Source organism: Marinicella pacifica (assembly GCF_014636635.1).
GTDB classification, from domain to species: domain Bacteria; phylum Pseudomonadota; class Gammaproteobacteria; order Xanthomonadales; family Marinicellaceae; genus Marinicella; species Marinicella pacifica.
The window spans coordinates 447,967-465,736 of record NZ_BMEO01000001.1 but is presented as its reverse complement, the minus strand read 5'-3'; the positions used below and the strand labels follow the sequence as shown (position 1 = coordinate 465,736).

Below are 17,770 nucleotides of genomic sequence, written 5' to 3'. Positions count from 1 at the left end.
TGTCACTTGTTTTGCCAAAAAGCCGGCAAAACAAGCGCCAATTTTGTCGGCAGCTGTGCCAGGCGTTACAGGAGACGCTTTCGCGCCTCCTGTAACGAGCCCCGCTGAATGCCTTCAGGTTGTCCCGTCGCGCAAGCGCTCCGTAACAACCTGAACCAGCAGACATGACCTGTGCTAAAATCAAGATTTTAACTCAAGCCATGCTGCTGTTCAGCGTGACTCGTTATGCCCCTAATTAGCCAGCGCAGTCATCTGTCGCCTAATGCCCTCATTAAAAGTACAATACGTTTTTATCGATAATCAGTAAGGTCGGAAATGTCAGCAGAAATAGATAAGTGGCTTGAAGCCCAAGAATTCCAAGTCCCATTAAATGAAAAAGGCCTAATAGTCGATTATTTGGAGCCAGAAAAGACTCGTGAGAATAAGCCGGAGGAGAGAGTTCGTCAGAAAACCACCCACATTCTCCACGAGGAAATGGGATACCCCAAAGAGCTAATTGCTCACGAGAGAACAATAAATATGGGGCGAGAGAAAAAACGAGCGGATATTATCATTTATGAAAATAAAAGAGCCTGTATAGAAAATGACCAGGGGCAAATAAGGCTAATCATCGAGGTTAAAGCCCCGAATGAAAAGGAGCCTGATGGTCAGCTTCTTGGATATATTTCTTCCACTTCGGCAGATGGTGGCTTTTGGACAAACGGCGAAAAAATTGTCTACTTCAAGAAAGATAGCTCAACGAATAATGTTTTAAAGTGGATTGGAATTCCACGTTATGGTCGAACGTGGGACAGCATAGGTCGTTTTACAAAATCTGAATTAATTGCACCTGTTGACCTTAAGTTGGCCTTTAAACGCTGCCACAATGCAATTTATAGGACAGGAATTGACTCTGAAGATGTAGCGTTGGACATGGTTCGAATAATCCTGGCTAAACGAGAGGATGAATCTAGCGCTGACGAAGAATGTAAATTCTATATCACTCCTGAAGAATTTGAAGATGAGAAATTAAAGCAGGCCGCTTGTGCGCGTGTTAGAACTCTCTTTTCCATCGTAAAAGACCAATATCCAGACGTATTTTCAGAGCATGAAAAGATCACTGCGTCAGATAATCAATTAGCGACCGTAATATCGTATCTGCAACAGTATTCATTTCTGGATGCAGAGCATGACGTTATTGGAACAGCGTACGAAGTCTACGTTGCTTCTCATCTAAAAGGTGAGCGAGGTCAGTTTTTTACGAATCGTCTTGTCGTGGATATGATGGTAAAAATGCTTGACCCTGATGACAAAACAGTGCTTCTAGATCCATCCTGTGGCTCTGCAGGGTTCTTAATTACCTCTATGAATTATGTCTTCAAAAAAATTGATAGTTCAAAAAGATCTGATTCGGCAAAAGAGATATTAAAACGAAATGTAGTACATCAGCTCTTTGGTTTAGACATATCTCCAAAGCTAGTGAAGATTGCTAAAGCCAATATGCTTATCGGAAAGGATGGACATGGCGGCATTGAGCAAGCAAATAGCCTAGATGCTGTTACCAAGCTATCAGCTAGCTTTCAGGAAAAGGCTGGGCTAGAGAAGCCCACAATGATTCTTACCAACCCTCCATTTGGTGCAGGTCACGACCTAAGAATAAAAGAGCCAACAATTCTAGCTCAGTATGACAATGGCTATGCTTGGTCAACGAATGAAGATGGAAAAATTGAATTTGATGACAAACTAAATTCGAAGCAGGGGTTGGCGCCAGAAATATTGTTCTTGGAGAAATGTGTTCGCTGGCTAAAGCCAGGCGGGGTTCTAGGTATCGTTATGGCAAAGGGCCAGCTTGATAATAGAGAGGCTCTAAGTATAAGAAAGTGGGTTCTAGAAAAGTCACAGCTCCTTGCTGTAGTCAATCTTCACGAAGATACTTTTGAACCATTTTGTGGGTCAAAAGCGTCCGTCATATTTCTTAAGAAAAATGAAAAGAAACAAACTAAAAACTATAAAGTTTATATGGCAATCTCAAATAAAGTTGGCCAAACAAGTAGAGGAGAACCAATTTTCAAGAGGGATTCTGAGGGAAGGCCAGTTGTTGTCAATGGTGGCTTTCTAATTGATCAGGATCTATCTTTGATAGCCGATGATTTCAAAGCCTTCCAGTCTGGCATCTTGGATGAAAGTGCATTTAGATTTTCTGTTGATGTGAGTGCAATAAAGACTGATAGCTACTCCTTCAACCCAATTCAGTATCTACCAAAACATAATGCTGCTTTTGAGAAAGTGCTTAAGCTTGGAGATAGAGATGATTTCGAAATCCATCGATTAGCGGACTTAGGATTGGTTTTCAATGGTCCTCGTTTTAAAAGGCCTTATGCTGAAGTGGGGGTAACAGAAGGTCCGACTATACGAAAGTACTTTACAGGCACGGCTTTAACTCAGCTGAATTCGGATAATGTTAAGTATCTAGATGAAGCTGTTGCGAACAAGCAAACAAAAGCTCATTTAGAAAAGTTAACTATCTATAAGGGTTACATCCTTATTTCCGACTCAGGAACTTTAGGTAGGGTTACATATGCGTTAAATCAGCATGATGGTCATGTGGCAACGAACAACCTAATACGAGTTGTCATAGATGATCTAGCGCTTAGGGGATATGTATATCAGTTTTTGAAAAGCGAAATTGGTCAGAGCCTAATGCTTAAAAGCGCTTACGGTACAAACCAAGAACATTTAGAGCCAGATGTCATTGGTGAAATACCGGTTCCAGTTCCTAAGTCGAAAAAAATAATTAGCAAGATTGGAATGCAGGTTATCAAGTCTATCGACGAATTAGAAGCCTCAATTAAGGACAATACTGAGTCGTTAAAGTCTCTTCTTGATATGCTGGAATAGTCTGGCATAACAAGGCGCTGCACACGGACAATTTTACGCTGCGCTCCAAATTGCCGGTGAGCGCGGCGTTACCGGAGACGCTTGCGCGCCTCCGGTAACGAGCCCCGCTGAATGCCTTCAGGTTGTCCCGTCGCGCAAGCGCTCCGTAACAACCTGAACCAGCAGACATGACCTGTGCTAAAATTAAAATTTTAACCCAAGCCATGCTGCTGTTCAGCGTGACTCGTTAGCATTTACCAAATAAGGAAGTCATTATGAGCTCTAAACCTCAAATATTGTTCTTGTCGCATGGCGGCGGGCCAATGCCTCTTTTGGGCGATGCTGGGCATACAGAAATGGTTGATTGCTTAAAAAGCATAACATCTTTATTACGTAAACCATCGGCCATTGTGGTTGTGAGTGCACATTGGGAAGAGAAATTGCCAACAATTACTGCTGGCGAGAGCCCATCGCTTATATATGATTATTATGGATTTCCAGAAGAATCTTACAGTATTACCTATCCCTGCAAGGGCGAGGCACTGCTTGCAAATAAAATCCACGAAAAGCTAGAGCGTGTTGGCATTGCTTGCAATCTCGATAAACAAAGGGGCTTTGATCACGGTTTGTTCATACCGCTAAAAATAATGTACCCAGATGCTGATATTCCTTGTATTCAGTTGTCGCTTCTTAATAACTTAAGTCCTGCCGAGCATATTAGTATTGGTCAGGCGCTACAGGGCTTAGACTATGAAGAATTACTTTTGATAGGGTCAGGATTTTCTTTTCACAATATGAAGGCCTTTTTTGCTCCAGAAACTACGGAGTCAAAAGATTTGAATGAAGCATTTGAGTCTTGGTTATTGGATACTTGTTCAAACACAAATATCTCTGAAGAAGAAAGAAAACAAAGACTGTGTGAATGGGTAAAAGCGCCGGGTGCTCGGTTTTGCCACCCTCGAGAAGAGCACCTATTGCCTTTGCATGTCTGCTACGGCTTAGCAGGCGGCGCATGTGCAGAATCGTTCGAGCTGAAGATTCTCAATAAGAAGTCAAGTATGTACCTATGGTAAGCAGAATGCTAACAAGGCGCTCAAAATCGGCCACAAAATACGTGGCCTCGGACGCTCACAGCTTTAACGTTACAGGAGACGCTTTCGCGCCTCCTGTAACGAGCCCCGCTGAATGCCTTCAGGTTGTCCCGTCGCGCAAGCGCTCCGTAACTCCAGCGTTAAGTTCAGACCATAAAATAGATACCAATTAAAATTGTAAACATGAAGTCGGATAAAATATTAAAATGTAAACCAGCATTTTAATCTGTGGGGCTTCGGTCTTATGAACGACATTGAAAATAAAAACCAGGACGAACATGCTCAATCAATCGATGTGAGAGAATCAATTGATATTAAAGAATCGATTATAGAAATTGAAAATAGATTTTTAAAGCTGGCCTCTATTCAGACAATACTTTCTGTTGCGGCTGTTTTCACCGGAGCGATTGCACTTTACGCTGCATTAACTGAGTCACATGCTGTTCGAAAACAAACAGCAGCCTCTGTTTGGCCTTATGTGCAGACCGTCATTAATGATACGAACACCAGTGAATCGGCTTATATAAAAATATCGCTGAATAATGTCGGTGTCGGACCGGCCAAAATGCAAGGGGTCTTATTACATTACAAAGGCGAGTTTATGCGTGATTGGGATTCTTTTGTCCGGCAATTAGATGATAACGCTGAATTGGGCGTGACTTACGGGAAAAGTGATGTCAATGATCGGGTTCTGGCACCGGAAGAATCCCTGGTTATATTTCAAACCAGTGAGCGTAAGCTGGTGCAGCGTTTGCAAGATACGATATACCAGGGAGAACTTGGATTGAGTTATTGCTACTGCTCTATATTTGATGACTGCTGGCTTAAACCACTGCCCGATTCAGAGGGCACGCAAAAAATAGAGTCTATTGATCAGTGCCCTGACAACGCGGATGATAATTTTCTTTAATGTTAGTTAGAATGTGGGCACAGACCAGCCTACGTCTTATACTCGGTCCAGAACAAATCTCTAAAACGTCGATAAACCGGTGAATTCCATTAACCGATAACGCCAGTAGCGCCAGCGGCTGTCATCGGCGTAGTATTCATAGGAGCGGCTGAAGTTTTGATTGGGGGCGTTATGCCAGCGGAGATTAAAGAAGGCTGTGGCATCTTTGATGGCTGGGGTGTCCGGGGCGCCGACCAGGACGACATTGGTTTCGAGGTTTAAATCGTCGAGATTTCGGCGGGTGAAGTTGGCGGAGCCTAATAGCAATTCTGCGGGACCATTTATCGGGCGGGTTAGCATTAATTTGCTGTGGCATTGTTCGCCGTGGGTATCGCACCAGCGGATCGGAATCCCGATCTTGGTTAACGCCAAGGCGACCTGTCGGTTCGGGATGCCGTTTTTCTTGTTGCCAAAAGCATCTTCATTTGGATCGAGCAATAGGCGCAGGTTTACGCCACGTGAATGGGCGTCGATAAGTGCTTTAATGATGCCACGATGGGACAGGTAAAACATGGCCAGATCAATGCGGTCACCCGAGTTACTTTTATTTAAAGTTTGAATAACCCGATCACGGATTTTAGCTTCGGTCAGGACTTGTAGGGTTGGCGATGCGAATGAAGGTAAATTGATTTTAGGGCTTATTGACAGGGGTTTTATATCGGTATCGGAAAAATTTAAGACCGCCTGTTCAGTGGCCAGTAAATCGCGAACGCTTGGCCCCATAAACTCAAGGGCGATATTGCCATGGACGCTGCTGGCGTCGTGTGGATTGCCGGACGTGACTAAGCCAACAAGGCCTTGATCTGAGTCCGCCACCAATGTCTTACGATGGTTGGCTTTGAAGTTGACCAGTTTCAGCCAGGTGCGCAAAGTGACTTTGCCGGGTCCCACCGGGTTCGGTAACCAACCGCCGTTACTCGAATTACCCAGCCACCGGCAGCACAGGCGCCAGAATCCCGACCAGAGCGGGTTGGAATCCCGCAAGCGATCTAAATCGGTGATGACCACTTCAACACCGGTTTCGCGCAAGGCGTTAAATCGTTCTGATTCCAGGCCGCCGTATAATTGATTAATTGGATCGGTTATTAGGACGATACGCAGATTGGTGACTTGGGCTTTACGTTCAATCAGGGCCGCTGTCAGCTCGGCAGACAGTGGCCGTAAATTAGCGTCCATCTTGGTTGCCTCTGAATCCCCGGCAAAGTCATTGTATAAAAACATATCCAAGACAATCAGTCGCTCGGCCTTGTTAATCAATTCGAAAATCCGGTTAAAAATACGCTGATCGGTATGTCGCACATCGTTCGCATCAACCCAGGTGTAGTCGGCCAGAAAACGCACATTCTGAACCGGTAAGGCCGGCGTTGCCACGCTGATGCCCGGTGGCAGCGGTTTATAGCTGTGATAGATACCCAGGCTAATCCAGAGCAGGAAAAAAACCAGCAGTAGCCAGCGAATAATGGACTTAAATTTTTTCATCCAATTATTGTAACTGAAATTTCAAAATCATGATTAAGAGAAAAGGAAGAAAATGGATGACACAGATGGTTTTAGGTGGTGCCATGAAAATTATCAGTTGTGGCCTGTGCTAAAATAAAAATTTAAGTCATTCGATTATGCTATTCAGCAGGGGGCTGTTAATAATATTTATGAATCAATCGTGTTAGAAGAAATATTAAAATTTTGGTTTGAGGACATCGATGCAGATCAGTGGCGGCGTTTTGATTCGGCTTTTGATGATTTACTGAAGGAACGCTTTTTACCTGTCTTGCAGCAAGCCGCTGCAAGTGAGTTGTTTACCTGGCGTGATACAGTTAAAGGTCGTCTGGCTGAAATTATTATCCTAGTGTAGTGTATTGAACTAATATGCCCTATGAGTGAATCATAAAATAGTCAGCTACAAGGCTTGTTTTCTTCGTAATAGTTATTCATATTACATGGAAACATAACGCCGTAGATGGCTGTTTTAGGGTTCACCCTTCGGGAGACTGCCACAAGCCTCATTACGGCGTTATCGTTCTTGATAAGGACTATGGCCATTATCTGCAAACGATGCCTTGTTATGAGACTTGTGGCGGTCTCTCATAGGGCATATTAGTTCAAAACACTACACTATATCAGTTTTCACGGAATATTTATCGCGACACGCCCCTGGCTTTTGCTCAAGATGGTATGGCGCTGGTGTTGACGCAAGAAGCCATCACTGCCGAGGCTCTATCCGAACTGAATGAAATGGAGCGCAATTTCTTTTTGATGCCTTTTATGCACAGTGAGTCCCGGGTGATTCATGCCCAGGCGGAAGCATTGTTCAAACAATATGCACCGGCTCGTTATGAAGCTGAATTAAAGCACAAGGTGATTATAGATCGATTCGGCCGCTATCCTCATCGAAATAAGATATTGGGACGTGTTTCGACACAAGAAGAAATTGAATTCCTGAAATTGCCGGGTTCCAGTTTTTAACCGTTTTATCATTTTATGACTGTTTGCTGATAGTCACACATTAATTGAATGCGCATAATCAATGTCTTACAATAAATTTAATAATTTTTTCAGGTGTTAATAAATGCTTAGATATCTATTCATTGTCTTCATTGTCATGTTTTTGTCAAACGAGCTTTTGGCTTGTAGCTGTGTAAATACAACAGAAATGGAGTTGGTCGATGATGCAGAATTAGTTTTTGTGGCGAGAATTACTGCTGCCCATGAAATAGCTAATTCGGAACATGACTCAAAATCAATGGGTGTAAAAGCTGAGTTTGAAATTATCGAAGTCCTCAAAGGAAATAGAGCTGAAATTCCGCATGTTATTGAAGGCGGTTACGGGGGTGGAGATTGTGGACTGCCTTTTATTATTGGTCGTCACATCTTGGTACATACCGATTACACAGGGCAAGTCAATATTTGTAATGGGACGAGGTATGTTATTAGCGATAATAAATTTCGGAAAGATCCAGTCCTCGAAAAGTATCGCAGATATATCATTTATAAAGAACCAATAGTTATTGAGCCTGTGGATGACATTCTTGACGAGAAAAAGAATGAAAGTTGTGGAATTAAAAATAATTAAAAAAGATTATTGCTCTTTAGCTAATCATGTTTCAAGCTAATGTGCGGAACATCCAAAACTAATAATTTTGAGGTATTTTGATCAAAGGACAGCTCTTTATCAACCATAATAAAACAGACGGTTTAGTATGAAAATTATTAGTTATTGTCTGTTTATTATACCCATCACAATCATAGGTGTTACGCTGAGTGCTTGCGACTCAGGTATCGGAAAAAGCATGGAGGTCACCGCAACTGCTTACACTTTGCGAGAAGCTGAAACTAAAAAGGGGCATAAAGGCTTAACTGCCTGGGGCGATCAACTTAAACCGGGGATGAAGTCCATTGCAGTATCAAGGGATCTCATTAAATTAGGATTAAGTCATAAAACAGAAGTTAAAATTGAAGGATTTGAGGGTACTTACATTGTTCGCGATAAAATGAACAAACGGTGGAAAAAAGAATTGATATCTTTATGGGAAAAGACTTAGAAGCCGCGCGTCAATGGGGTAAACGCAAGCTTGTTATCAGGTGGTATGAAGACAAGAGTGAGTAAATCAGTTAAGATTATTTCTTAATATATTTTGGAGACATATTGTTATGTGGAAACTCATTCTTGGTTTGGTGTTGTTTTTGGGGATTCATTCAATATCCATTGTGGCCTTGTCTTTGCGTAATAAGTTCGCTGCGAAAAGTGAGCTTGGCTGGAAATTGTTTTACAGTGTTGTTTCATTGGCAGGCATTATCCTGATCGTAAAAGGCTATGCTGAACTTCGGCAAACGCCGACATATTTGTATGTAACACCGCTCTGGTTACGGCATGTAGCCGCCACTTTAATGCTGCCCATTTTTATACTCTTTCTGGCGCCTTATTTCCCCGGGCGAATCAAGAATGTGATTAAGCATCCGCAATTGCTGGCGGTGGCGCATTTACTGGTGAACGGCACAATGGCTGATGTTATTGTGATTGTAGCTGGTTTAGGCCTGTATCTGGTCATGGCCTTTTGGTTGCATGAGGTGCTGTTTGGCGTCAGGGCGTTTGTTTAAGTTAAATACAATCCAATCATTCAGGATGTACGTATCGATTAATTTGTTTTTGATGGGTCAAAATATGCGAAATGGTTTTAAAATAGCCGGTCTCAGAAGGAACAAAAATAACCGGCAATCGGCTTGTTAGTCAGTATCGGTTGTCAAGGGTGTTGTATATCTTTGCCATTATCGCTCCTGAAAACAGATGGTAGTATCTAACTAATTAAACGCTTATCAAAAATAGCTATTTTAAAAATTTATTACGAAAACCAAGCCGAATCCAATAATTGTATGATTTATTGCCCTCAGCTAAAATAAAACGCTTTCACAGCACGCCTTCTTAAATCCGGCATGATTATTGTCCCCACTGAAAAGCGTTTTGATTGGCAGAACGCCCCCGTCGTTTTGTTTTTTATTGTGATTTTGAATGTGCTGGTTTTTTATGCTTACCAAAGTGGTGATTCAGATCATTTTGAAGAAGCGCTGCGTATTTATGTCAGCGACGGCATCTATGAAAAAGAATTACCGCATTACCGGGATTTTTTAAAGCAGGAAGCGAATCAGGAAAAAACCGCGTATTTTAACAAGATGGTCGAACATCCGAACCCCGGCTATGCGGCGGCTTTTATTTTGCAGGATGAAACATTTTACGATCATATACTCAGCCATGGTACTGAATATTTTACGGCTGATTATTACACCTATTGGCGCTATCAGCGTGAATACATTCATGAGCTCATCTATGAAGTCAGTTTTAAGAAATACGGGCTGGTACCCAATGATATGAGCGTAACGACCCTGATTACCCACCAGTTTTTACATGGTGGTGTGATGCATTTGCTGGGCAATATGTTCTTTTTAATTATCTGTGGCTTTGCGGTTGAAGCGAGTTTAGGACACCGGAATTTTCTGGTTTTTTATTTGTTGTCGGGTGTCGGTGCCGGCCTGGCGCAGTCTTTGATGGATTTAAGCAGCTCCATGCCCTTGGTCGGTGCATCGGGTGCCTTGTCCGGTGTGATGGCCATGTATTTAGGCATTTTCCGCTTAAAGAAAATTGAGTTTTTCTATTGGTTTTTTGTATTTGTGGGCTATTTTCGTGCCCCGGCCTTGCTGATATTACCCTTTTATATTGGTAATGAATTGTTTTCACTGTGGATGAATCCGGAATCGAATATCGGTTTTATGGCCCATGTGGGTGGCTTTGTTACCGGTGCGGCTTTAATTGCTTTTGTGCTTTGGCGCAAACCGGAGGTCTTAAATGAGGATTACATCGAACAGGATCAAGTTGCCACACCGGAACAATTGAGTCTGGATAAAATCTATCAATCACTGGATAAATTTCAGTTTGAAATGGCGCTCAAACAGCTTAACAAACACCTGGCCAACTTTGAGGGTGATTTTTATTTAAAAGTGTTAAAACTAAAATTATTACAGACATTGAACCCCGATGAGGGGCGGCTTTATTTTAGTCAATGGATGAAAACCGTACGACCGAACAAAACACAATTACAGAAAATCGGTGCCATTTGGCAGGATCTACCCAAAGAAAACAGACACTTTGACCGGGATACCCGTTATAAGCTGGCCTGGCACTTTATCACTTCTGCGGAGTATGTTGAACAGGCAGTTAAGCTGTTTGAGGATTTGTACCATGAAGAAGACAAGCACCCTTCATTACATCTGCTGGCCCAGAAGCTTGCCACGGCATATAAGCGTCTTGAGAATCACACGGAAACACAGAAGTACCAGAATCTGGCACAGGAGCTTAGCTGATGGAACAAAGCTGCCAATTCCACCCCTTAGAACCGGCCACCTATTTCTGTGTGGAATGTGACATCAATTGTTGCGATGAATGTGTCGATGATTCGCGGTTTAATCCGGAGCCCCGTTGTTTTCGATGTAACCGCACACTTGACACTTTGGGGCCGGGTAATATTGAGCCCTTTTGGCGACGCTTACAACAAAGCTTTCGTTATCCGCTGTCGACCCAATCACTGTGGTTTATTTTGATTTTATCGGTGTTGTGCTCGGTGGCCTTTTACATACCATTTGCCCTGTTAATTTATCTGGCCTTGTTCGGATCGGTTTTTAAATATTGTTTAAGCTGCTTAAGTTTTACCGCTGAGGGCTATTTAACGCCGCCGGATATCACCGAAGCCTATGAAGGTGGTTTCAGGAAAATGCTGGTCTTGATTGCCATGCTGTTTGTCACCGGGCTGGTGGTTAATTTAGCGAATACCTTCTTGGGCTCCGCCATCGGCGGCATTGTGGCTTTGTTGGTGACCTTGTCTTTTCCGGCCATTATTATTCATTACGCCATTTCTGAAAGTATGATTGAGTCGTTGAATCCACGCAATATCTTTGATTTGATACATTCAATCGGTCTGCCCTATGGCTTAATTTTGGCTTTTATTTTCATCATGATGGGTTCAGTGGCCGTGCTGTATCAACTGGTGATCATCATTCCATCCAGCCTCGATGCCATCTTTTTATTTGCTGTCACCTTTTACTATGCCATTGTTCTGCATCATCTGATGGGCTATATGGTGTTTCAGTTTCAGACTGAACTCGGTTACAGCGCCCGCCTGCAAGATGGCTCGAACACACGGCGCGGTGGCCACGCCATCACCATGGCAAAAATATCGACTCTGATTAAACAGGCTGAATTTAAAGATGCGACAAAACTATTTCAGGAACAAATCAGTTTAAATTCCGATAAACTTTCACTGCACAACCGGTTTTTTGATTTTCTGCTGGCCACCAAAAACTCAGAAGTCATGGCTGAATTTTTACCCAAGTATTTTCGACTGCTTGAAAACAACAACCGCCGTGACTTGATTAGTCGCAGTTATAAACGTTTAATGGCTAAAATTCCCGATTTTGAACTGAGCGATCCTGATCTTAAATTCATCATATCAAAAGCAAGCTTTCACCAAAATGACGCCCGAATCGCCATTAAATTACTCCACCGCATCCATAAAAAACACCCGGATTTTAAAGACCTGATCCCGGCATTAACCTTACTGGCACAAGCGCTTGATGAATACCCGAAATATGAAAATCATGCCACGGCTTGTCGGAAGTTGATTGGTAAGTTAGACAATGCTCAATAAGGTAGTCAAGAACTGTGGTAGGTTGGCGCTGAGCCTTGCGAAGCCCAACATGGTGTGCGGCAAACCGTTGGGTTCCGCAAACTCAGCGCCAACCGTTAGCATTAAATGATTTGTTACTTGCTCCCATATCGGGAACAGTGTAAACTCAGAAAATGCGTGTTATTTCAAAACGGACGTTACGAGAATTTTGGGAGTCCTCTCCGAAATACCTTGATGCAAAGCCTGCCATTGAAGCGTGGCATGCAGAAGCGCTGAAAGCCGAATGGCAATCGCCGCAAGAACTGAAGGCTCAATTTAGACATGCCAGTATATTGAAAAACAGTCGTGTTGTTTTCAACATTGGCGGCAATAAATACCGACTGGTTGTTGCTATAGATTATCCGCGGCAAGTCATGTTCGTTAAGTTTATTGGCACACATGAACAATATGATCAAATTAATGTAGATAAAGTATGATGAAAATTCGACCCATAAAAACTGAAGCCGATTATAAGGAGGCCCTGAGTGAAATCAACCAACTGTGGGGCGCTGAAGTCGATACGCCGCGTGGTGATAAATTGGATGTTTTACTCACCCTGGTAGAGGCATATGAGGATAAACATCATGCAATCAATCCGCCCGACCCAGTCGAAGCCATTAAATTTCGAATGGAGCAGTTGAGTTTAAGCCGCAAAGATTTGGAATCTTCAATCGGCTCACGAGGCCGGGTTTCTGAAATTCTGAACCGCAAACGGGATTTATCACTTAAAATGATTCGTCAACTTCACCATAATTACAATATCCCATTAGAAAGTCTTATCGGGGATCCGCATGCAAACAGTTAAAGAAAAAAATTATAAGTATTAAAATGGCCCCATCGTCAGAAATAAAATTCTCTGTTCGCTATGGTCTTGGTGAATACTTAGGCATTGTGAAGGAACATGCTTTTGATACAGCGGATGCGCTGCGAGAGTTGAGAGGCTTTAAACGTAAGTTGAGTTTATTCTTTCTTCAATCATTTGCTACAGTCATGTTTTTGTATAAATCGGCTCGTGTGGGACAGTGTGATTTCACGATTAATTCTGAAAGCGTAACGAGGCAATCTAAAAGCGCAACAGGATCTGTCTCTTGGTCCAAAGTGAAAATTATTCATAGCTATAACTTGGGCTATCTTATTGAGCTAGAAAGTGGCGCTATGCCAATACCTTATCGTGTATTGAGTGATATTCAGCGTGATCATTTTTTGAAATCTTCGCAGGAGATTTGATGGTCGATTAGCGTCAAGTTACAGAAGCGACTAAAATTATTTCCACCCACAAACAACAATCACCGCCAGCGCGCAATTAATCTTGGTGCCGTATTTTGTGGTGAAGGTTTTGGTGAGGATGACTTTGTCGAAAAAGCGTTCAATGTCGCCGCGGTAGCCGGCTGAGTAGAAATTCATATCAACAGCGAGCTCGTGGATGGGTAGGTAGGGGATGTCGTCGTAGGGATCGTGGGCTTTAATCGTGGGCTGTTGGAAATTTACTTGATGAGCTGCTTTAAATTCATCGGTGATTTGGACGTCGGTTAAGGACTTTGCCCGGCTAAGTATTTGTCCGGTACTGATGGTGACATTGGATTGGTTTTCGTTATCGATGGGTTCCGACGTCGGCTTGGGTTCTTGTTTCGGTTGCTGTTTGACCGGTTCTGACTGTTTTAGTCGGGGGCTTGTGACGGTTTCGGTTTTGGCTTTGATTTCGGTTTCAGCTGCGGGCTTGGGTTTCGCTGTTAACTTTGGCGGTGCTGTTGGCTGAGTGTGCGGTTGTGTTAGGGTAATATTCAGGGTGTTTTGTGATGTTCTGTTTATTGTTAGAGGTTCCAGCCACAGAAAAAGACCCGCAAAGACCATCAACGGCAACCAGAGATGCGGCAGCCAATGTCGAATGGGGTGGGGTTGATGCCAGTTGTGGCCGGATGGATGGGACAAGTCACGTTAATTTTTAAACAAACGTCATTATAGCCATGGCGGGTTAAAAGACTGTAAAACCAATGGCTGTTACATTGCCTGTGTCATCCATTCACGCGGTCAAAATCAATGCCGGTGATTCGTCGGTAAGCTTCGCGGTATTTGTCGGCAGTTTTGTTAATCACACCGGTGGGTAAATCAGGGCCCGGCGGGGTTTTGTCCCACAGCACAGTTTCTAAATAATCCCGCACAAACTGCTTGTCAAAACTATCAGGGCTGGTGCCGATTTGGTAATGGGCTTTGTCCCAAAAGCGTGATGAGTCGGGGGTAAAGACTTCATCCATTAAGTGTAATTCGCCGTCTTCATCCAAGCCAAATTCAAATTTTGTATCAGCAATAATCAGTCCGTTTTTATCGGCATGTTGTTGCGCCTGTCGATAAAGTGTTAAAGAAACGTCGCGAACCTGTTCGGCACGTTTCTGGCCAATTAAATCAACCAATTGAGCAAAAGAGATGTTTTCATCATGACCGCCGACGGCTGCTTTGGACGAAGGTGTAAATATGGCCTCTGGCAATTGTTCGGCTTGTTGTAAGCCGGTGGGTAGTTCAATGCCACAAACTTGGCCGGTTTCCTGATAATCTTTCCAGCCTGAACCGATAATATAACCACGAACGATGGCTTCGCAGGGCAGGGGTTTAAGTTTTTTCACCACCACTGCCCGTTGTTGTAAATCTTTATCAGCATCGGCTATGACTTTTTTCACTGGTATATGGGTGAGGTGATTCTTTATAATAGGCGCCAACATTTGGAACCAGAAATTAGACAATTGAGTCAAAATGGCGCCCTTTGCCGGAATGGTGTCCGGTAACACCACATCAAAAGCACTGAGTCGGTCGCTGGCAACCATAAGTAAATGCTTGTCATCGATTTGATAAACATCACGGACTTTACCTTGATGAATTTTGGGCAGAGAAATGTCCATGGAATTTGGCCAAAAAGGCTATTTTAACCATCTAAATATACACACGCAAACGAAATAAATATGGGAATTTTAATCGGTGGCCTGATTGGCTACAGACTGGGTGGCTTTATCGGTATGCTCCTGGGGGCCTGGCTGGGGCATCAAGTCACACAATTTATCAGCGGTGACCGTCGTTTTACCAAACAAAACCGCTCCGCCATACAACACAGCTTCTTTAAAGCCTTGTTTGTCAGCATGGGTAAGCTGGCGAAATTAGACGGTGTGGTGTCACGGCAGGAAATTGATCGGGCAGAAATCATCATGAACAAGATGAAACTAACGCCGGAGCTGCGACAACAAGCGATTAATTATTTTAATCTGGGTAAACAAGCACATTATAAAATTGAACGGGACTTAACTGATTTCCGGCAAAAATCCCGCACGTCATTGTCCTTAAAGCAGTTTTTCCTGGAAATGCTGATTGATATGGCCACAGTGGATGGTGACATTGACAACGCTGAACAGCATTTAATTGAGCAGATTTGCCAGCTTATCGGGTATCCGCTGGCTATGTTGCATGCGATGTTTAAGATGCGCAGTTCAAGCTATTATCAACAGCACGATAATCAAAATCACCGACAAGACCAGACCAGACCTGCGTCTCTCAATGATCCATACCGGGTTTTAGGCGTTGCTAAAACTGCCGATAAACAAACTGTCCGTCGCGCCTATAAAAAATTGATGAGTCAACACCACCCCGATAAACTGGTGTCCAAGGGTTTGCCGCCTGAAATGATGAAAGTGGCTGAGGAAAAAGCCAAAAATATCCAGCTGGCCTGGGAAGAAATCAAAGATTTACGGGGTTGGTAAGACGTTCATATGGTTTGACTTTTTAATCGGCTGATGCCAAACTAATTACTTTAATCAATCATCGGTTTTTCATGAAACAACCCATCATTGCACCATCTATTTTGTCGGCCGATTTTGCCCGTTTAGGGGCAGAAACCGAAGCCGTGTTAAATGCCGGTGCCGATTGGGTACATTTTGATGTGATGGACAATCATTATGTGCCGAATTTGACCATTGGCCCGATGGTGTTAAAGGCGCTGAGAAAATATGGTATCAGCGCGCCGATTGACGTGCATTTGATGGTGAAGCCGGTGGATCGTATCATTGGCGATTTTATTGAAGCCGGTGCCAATATTATTTCATTTCATCCTGAAGCCAGCGAGCATGTGGATCGCTCCCTGCAAATGATTCGAGAAGGCGGCTGTCGTGCCGGACTGGTACTGAATCCGGCGACCCCGATTCAGTGGCTCGATCATGTGCTGGATAAACTGGATTTGGTGTTGCTTATGGGTGTAAATCCCGGATTCGGCGGGCAGTCTTTTATTCCCGAGACACTGAATAAATTAAAATTAGTGCGCGATAAGATTGATGCCAGCGGTAAAGAAATTCGATTAGAGGTGGATGGTGGTGTTAAAGTGGATAACATCGGAACCATTGCGGCGGCAGGGGCGGATGCTTTTGTGGCCGGTTCCGCTATTTTCAACAGTGGTGATTATGCTAAAACCATCACAGAAATGCGTTGCCAAATTCAGCATCAATTCAGTCAGTTAACTTAAAATAGATGACCATGAAGCCACATCATCTCATTGCACTTTTTGTTGGCCTGATGCTGTCAGGACCGCTTGTTTGTGCCAACAGTTTAAATGAAGTGGTCAAAGAAGCGCGTCAGCACGGACAGGTGTTGTCGGCCAAAACACGGCAGGGTGTGCACGAGGTTCGTGTGGTGACCCCGCAAGGCAGTGTTAAAACTATCCGCAAACCGGCCACCACACAAAAACAATCACCTCAGACACCGCATCCGAGGTCATTTTACAATCAAAACCGTCCGGATACTTACGGGCAGGACAACAAAGCGACACTTTATCGGCGTCCACACCCCAATTCGCGGCAACCCGAATTTCGGCGTTTTCAACGCCCTGCTCAATCAAGTGCGGCCACCGGAAACAGCCGCCCGACGCAACGCCCCGTTCAGCGACCAGCCCCTCAACCCCGTCGCCAGGCTCGGCCCCGGCCATCTGACGACCGTGATCCGGATTAAATTTAAATTATGCGTGTATTATTGATAGAAGATGATGATAGTTTACGTTCCATTTTAGTCAAACGATTTGATGAAGTGGGTTATGTGGTGGATGAAGCCGATAACGGCGAAGACGGTTTGTTTAAAGGCCGTGAATACCCGGCTGATGTGGCAGTGATCGATTTGGGTTTGCCGCGAATTTCAGGGATGGAAGTGATTCGGACATTGCGTGAAGAAGGCATCGATTTTCCGATTATCGTACTCACCGCACGAGGTTCCTGGCAGGATAAAGTTATGGGACTGGATGCCGGTGCCGATGATTATTTGGTCAAACCGTTTCATTTTCCTGAGCTTTTGGCGCGGGTTAATGCGCTGGTGCGGCGTTCAAGCGGCAATGCCACGCCCGAAATAACCTGTGGTGACCTGGTTATGAATACCAGCCATCAGGATGTAAAATCAAAAGGCGAACTGCTTTCGCTGACCTCCTACGAATACAAGGTTATCGAATACTTGATGTTACATCAGGATGAAGTGGTATCTAAAACCACCCTGACTGAACACATTTATCATCAGGATTATGACCGTGACAGCAATGTGATTGAGGTCTTTGTGGGTCGGTTACGCAAAAAATTGGCTGAAATTGATCCCGACACCAGTTACATCGAAACCCTGCGCGGGCGCGGATACCGGTTGCGACGTCGGGACTGATT

Annotated in this window: 20 protein-coding genes; 17 read left to right on the top strand and 3 right to left on the bottom strand. The window is 43.8% G+C overall.

Annotated elements, in window-relative coordinates:
* The first annotated feature begins 315 nt into the window (after positions 1–315).
* From IEV16_RS02065 to IEV16_RS02055, 3 genes are all read left to right on the top strand, one after another.
* Positions 316–2,877 (top strand): N-6 DNA methylase, encoded by a 2,562-nt coding sequence (locus IEV16_RS02065; protein ID WP_188363995.1) that lies wholly within the window; start codon positions 316–318, stop codon positions 2,875–2,877.
* A 254-nt stretch (positions 2,878–3,131) separates the two neighbouring features.
* Positions 3,132–3,929, top strand: a complete 798-nt coding sequence (locus IEV16_RS02060; RefSeq protein ID WP_188363994.1) for a DODA-type extradiol aromatic ring-opening family dioxygenase — start codon at positions 3,132–3,134, stop codon at positions 3,927–3,929.
* A gap of 262 nt (positions 3,930–4,191) precedes the next feature.
* Positions 4,192–4,857 carry a hypothetical protein gene (locus IEV16_RS02055; protein ID WP_188363993.1) on the top strand — a complete coding sequence of 222 codons (666 nt, stop codon included), beginning with the start codon at positions 4,192–4,194 and terminating at the stop codon, positions 4,855–4,857.
* A gap of 60 nt (positions 4,858–4,917) precedes the next feature.
* Here the strand turns inward: IEV16_RS02055 and IEV16_RS02050 are convergent, their stop codons facing one another.
* Positions 4,918–6,375, bottom strand: a complete 1,458-nt coding sequence (locus tag IEV16_RS02050) for a phospholipase D family protein (protein ID WP_188363992.1) — start codon at positions 6,373–6,375, stop codon at positions 4,918–4,920.
* A gap of 181 nt (positions 6,376–6,556) precedes the next feature.
* Between IEV16_RS02050 and IEV16_RS02045 the strand changes: the two genes are divergently transcribed.
* The 10 genes from IEV16_RS02045 (at position 6,557) to IEV16_RS02000 (ending at position 13,331) form a co-directional block, all read left to right on the top strand.
* Positions 6,557–6,748 (top strand): DUF924 family protein, encoded by a 192-nt coding sequence (locus IEV16_RS02045; protein WP_188363991.1) that lies wholly within the window; start codon positions 6,557–6,559, stop codon positions 6,746–6,748.
* A 239-nt stretch (positions 6,749–6,987) separates the two neighbouring features.
* A complete protein-coding gene (locus IEV16_RS02040; RefSeq protein ID WP_188364015.1) occupies positions 6,988–7,359 on the top strand; it encodes a DUF924 family protein in 372 nt (123 codons plus the stop codon).
* A gap of 103 nt (positions 7,360–7,462) precedes the next feature.
* On the top strand, positions 7,463–7,966 hold the full coding sequence (locus tag IEV16_RS02035) for a hypothetical protein (RefSeq protein WP_188363990.1): 504 nt from the start codon (positions 7,463–7,465) through the stop codon (positions 7,964–7,966).
* Between the two features lie 127 nt (positions 7,967–8,093).
* Positions 8,094–8,435, top strand: coding sequence for a hypothetical protein (locus IEV16_RS02030; RefSeq protein ID WP_229728207.1), 342 nt, complete (start codon positions 8,094–8,096; stop codon positions 8,433–8,435).
* 109 nt (positions 8,436–8,544) lie between these two features.
* The gene (locus tag IEV16_RS02025; protein ID WP_188363989.1) at positions 8,545–8,991 is read left to right on the top strand and encodes an NnrU family protein; all 447 of its coding nucleotides are present in this window, start codon (positions 8,545–8,547) and stop codon (positions 8,989–8,991) included.
* 333 nt (positions 8,992–9,324) lie between these two features.
* Positions 9,325–10,746: a rhomboid family intramembrane serine protease gene (locus tag IEV16_RS02020; RefSeq protein ID WP_188363988.1), complete on the top strand. Its 1,422-nt coding sequence runs from the start codon at positions 9,325–9,327 to the stop codon at positions 10,744–10,746.
* Positions 10,746–12,086 (top strand): hypothetical protein, encoded by a 1,341-nt coding sequence (locus tag IEV16_RS02015; protein WP_188363987.1) that lies wholly within the window; start codon positions 10,746–10,748, stop codon positions 12,084–12,086. The genes IEV16_RS02020 and IEV16_RS02015 overlap by 1 nt, the downstream gene beginning before the upstream one ends.
* A gap of 152 nt (positions 12,087–12,238) precedes the next feature.
* Entirely contained in the window at positions 12,239–12,541 is a 303-nt protein-coding gene (locus IEV16_RS02010) for a type II toxin-antitoxin system HigB family toxin (RefSeq protein ID WP_188363986.1), read from the top strand.
* Complete coding sequence (locus IEV16_RS02005; RefSeq protein WP_425562593.1) at positions 12,538–12,909, top strand: helix-turn-helix domain-containing protein; 372 nt, start codon at positions 12,538–12,540, stop codon at positions 12,907–12,909. Before IEV16_RS02010 ends, IEV16_RS02005 begins: the two co-directional genes overlap by 4 nt.
* 23 nt (positions 12,910–12,932) lie before the next feature.
* Positions 12,933–13,331: a hypothetical protein gene (locus tag IEV16_RS02000; RefSeq protein WP_188363985.1), complete on the top strand. Its 399-nt coding sequence runs from the start codon at positions 12,933–12,935 to the stop codon at positions 13,329–13,331.
* Positions 13,332–13,367: 36 nt separating this feature from the next.
* Here the strand turns inward: IEV16_RS02000 and IEV16_RS01995 are convergent, their stop codons facing one another.
* Both IEV16_RS01995 and IEV16_RS01990 read right to left on the bottom strand, forming a co-directional pair.
* Entirely contained in the window at positions 13,368–14,033 is a 666-nt protein-coding gene (locus tag IEV16_RS01995; protein ID WP_188363984.1) for a hypothetical protein, read from the bottom strand.
* Positions 14,034–14,116: 83 nt separating this feature from the next.
* Complete coding sequence (locus IEV16_RS01990; protein WP_188363983.1) at positions 14,117–14,995, bottom strand: phosphoribosylaminoimidazolesuccinocarboxamide synthase; 879 nt, start codon at positions 14,993–14,995, stop codon at positions 14,117–14,119.
* A 60-nt stretch (positions 14,996–15,055) separates the two neighbouring features.
* Between IEV16_RS01990 and djlA the strand changes: the two genes are divergently transcribed.
* From djlA to IEV16_RS01970, 4 genes are all read left to right on the top strand, one after another.
* Positions 15,056–15,844: a co-chaperone DjlA gene (gene djlA, locus IEV16_RS01985; RefSeq protein ID WP_188363982.1), complete on the top strand. Its 789-nt coding sequence runs from the start codon at positions 15,056–15,058 to the stop codon at positions 15,842–15,844.
* Between the two features lie 71 nt (positions 15,845–15,915).
* Positions 15,916–16,599 (top strand): ribulose-phosphate 3-epimerase, encoded by a 684-nt coding sequence (gene rpe, locus IEV16_RS01980; RefSeq protein WP_188363981.1) that lies wholly within the window; start codon positions 15,916–15,918, stop codon positions 16,597–16,599.
* An 11-nt stretch (positions 16,600–16,610) separates the two neighbouring features.
* Entirely contained in the window at positions 16,611–17,081 is a 471-nt protein-coding gene (locus IEV16_RS01975; protein ID WP_188363980.1) for a hypothetical protein, read from the top strand.
* Between the two features lie 9 nt (positions 17,082–17,090).
* On the top strand, positions 17,091–17,768 hold the full coding sequence (locus IEV16_RS01970) for a response regulator transcription factor (RefSeq protein WP_188363979.1): 678 nt from the start codon (positions 17,091–17,093) through the stop codon (positions 17,766–17,768).
* The last annotated feature ends 2 nt before the right edge of the window (positions 17,769–17,770 follow it).

What these genes read in the sequence shown, in the direction of transcription:
- IEV16_RS02065 (WP_188363995.1), top strand. Translation starts at nt 316, where the DNA reads ATGTCAGCAGAAATAGATAAGTGGCTTGAAGCCCAAGAATTCCAAGTC.
- IEV16_RS02060 (WP_188363994.1), top strand. Translation starts at nt 3,132, where the DNA reads ATGAGCTCTAAACCTCAAATATTGTTCTTGTCGCATGGCGGCGGGCCA.
- IEV16_RS02055 (WP_188363993.1), top strand. Translation starts at nt 4,192, where the DNA reads ATGAACGACATTGAAAATAAAAACCAGGACGAACATGCTCAATCAATC.
- IEV16_RS02050 (WP_188363992.1), bottom strand. Translation starts at nt 6,375, where the DNA reads ATGAAAAAATTTAAGTCCATTATTCGCTGGCTACTGCTGGTTTTTTTC.
- IEV16_RS02035 (WP_188363990.1), top strand. Translation starts at nt 7,463, where the DNA reads ATGCTTAGATATCTATTCATTGTCTTCATTGTCATGTTTTTGTCAAAC.
- IEV16_RS02030 (WP_229728207.1), top strand. Translation starts at nt 8,094, where the DNA reads ATGAAAATTATTAGTTATTGTCTGTTTATTATACCCATCACAATCATA.
- IEV16_RS02025 (WP_188363989.1), top strand. Translation starts at nt 8,545, where the DNA reads ATGTGGAAACTCATTCTTGGTTTGGTGTTGTTTTTGGGGATTCATTCA.
- IEV16_RS02020 (WP_188363988.1), top strand. Translation starts at nt 9,325, where the DNA reads ATGATTATTGTCCCCACTGAAAAGCGTTTTGATTGGCAGAACGCCCCC.
- IEV16_RS02015 (WP_188363987.1), top strand. Translation starts at nt 10,746, where the DNA reads ATGGAACAAAGCTGCCAATTCCACCCCTTAGAACCGGCCACCTATTTC.
- IEV16_RS02010 (WP_188363986.1), top strand. Translation starts at nt 12,239, where the DNA reads ATGCGTGTTATTTCAAAACGGACGTTACGAGAATTTTGGGAGTCCTCT.
- IEV16_RS02005 (WP_425562593.1), top strand. Translation starts at nt 12,538, where the DNA reads ATGATGAAAATTCGACCCATAAAAACTGAAGCCGATTATAAGGAGGCC.
- IEV16_RS02000 (WP_188363985.1), top strand. Translation starts at nt 12,933, where the DNA reads ATGGCCCCATCGTCAGAAATAAAATTCTCTGTTCGCTATGGTCTTGGT.
- IEV16_RS01990 (WP_188363983.1), bottom strand. Translation starts at nt 14,995, where the DNA reads ATGGACATTTCTCTGCCCAAAATTCATCAAGGTAAAGTCCGTGATGTT.
- djlA (WP_188363982.1), top strand. Translation starts at nt 15,056, where the DNA reads ATGGGAATTTTAATCGGTGGCCTGATTGGCTACAGACTGGGTGGCTTT.
- rpe (WP_188363981.1), top strand. Translation starts at nt 15,916, where the DNA reads ATGAAACAACCCATCATTGCACCATCTATTTTGTCGGCCGATTTTGCC.
- IEV16_RS01975 (WP_188363980.1), top strand. Translation starts at nt 16,611, where the DNA reads ATGAAGCCACATCATCTCATTGCACTTTTTGTTGGCCTGATGCTGTCA.
- IEV16_RS01970 (WP_188363979.1), top strand. Translation starts at nt 17,091, where the DNA reads ATGCGTGTATTATTGATAGAAGATGATGATAGTTTACGTTCCATTTTA.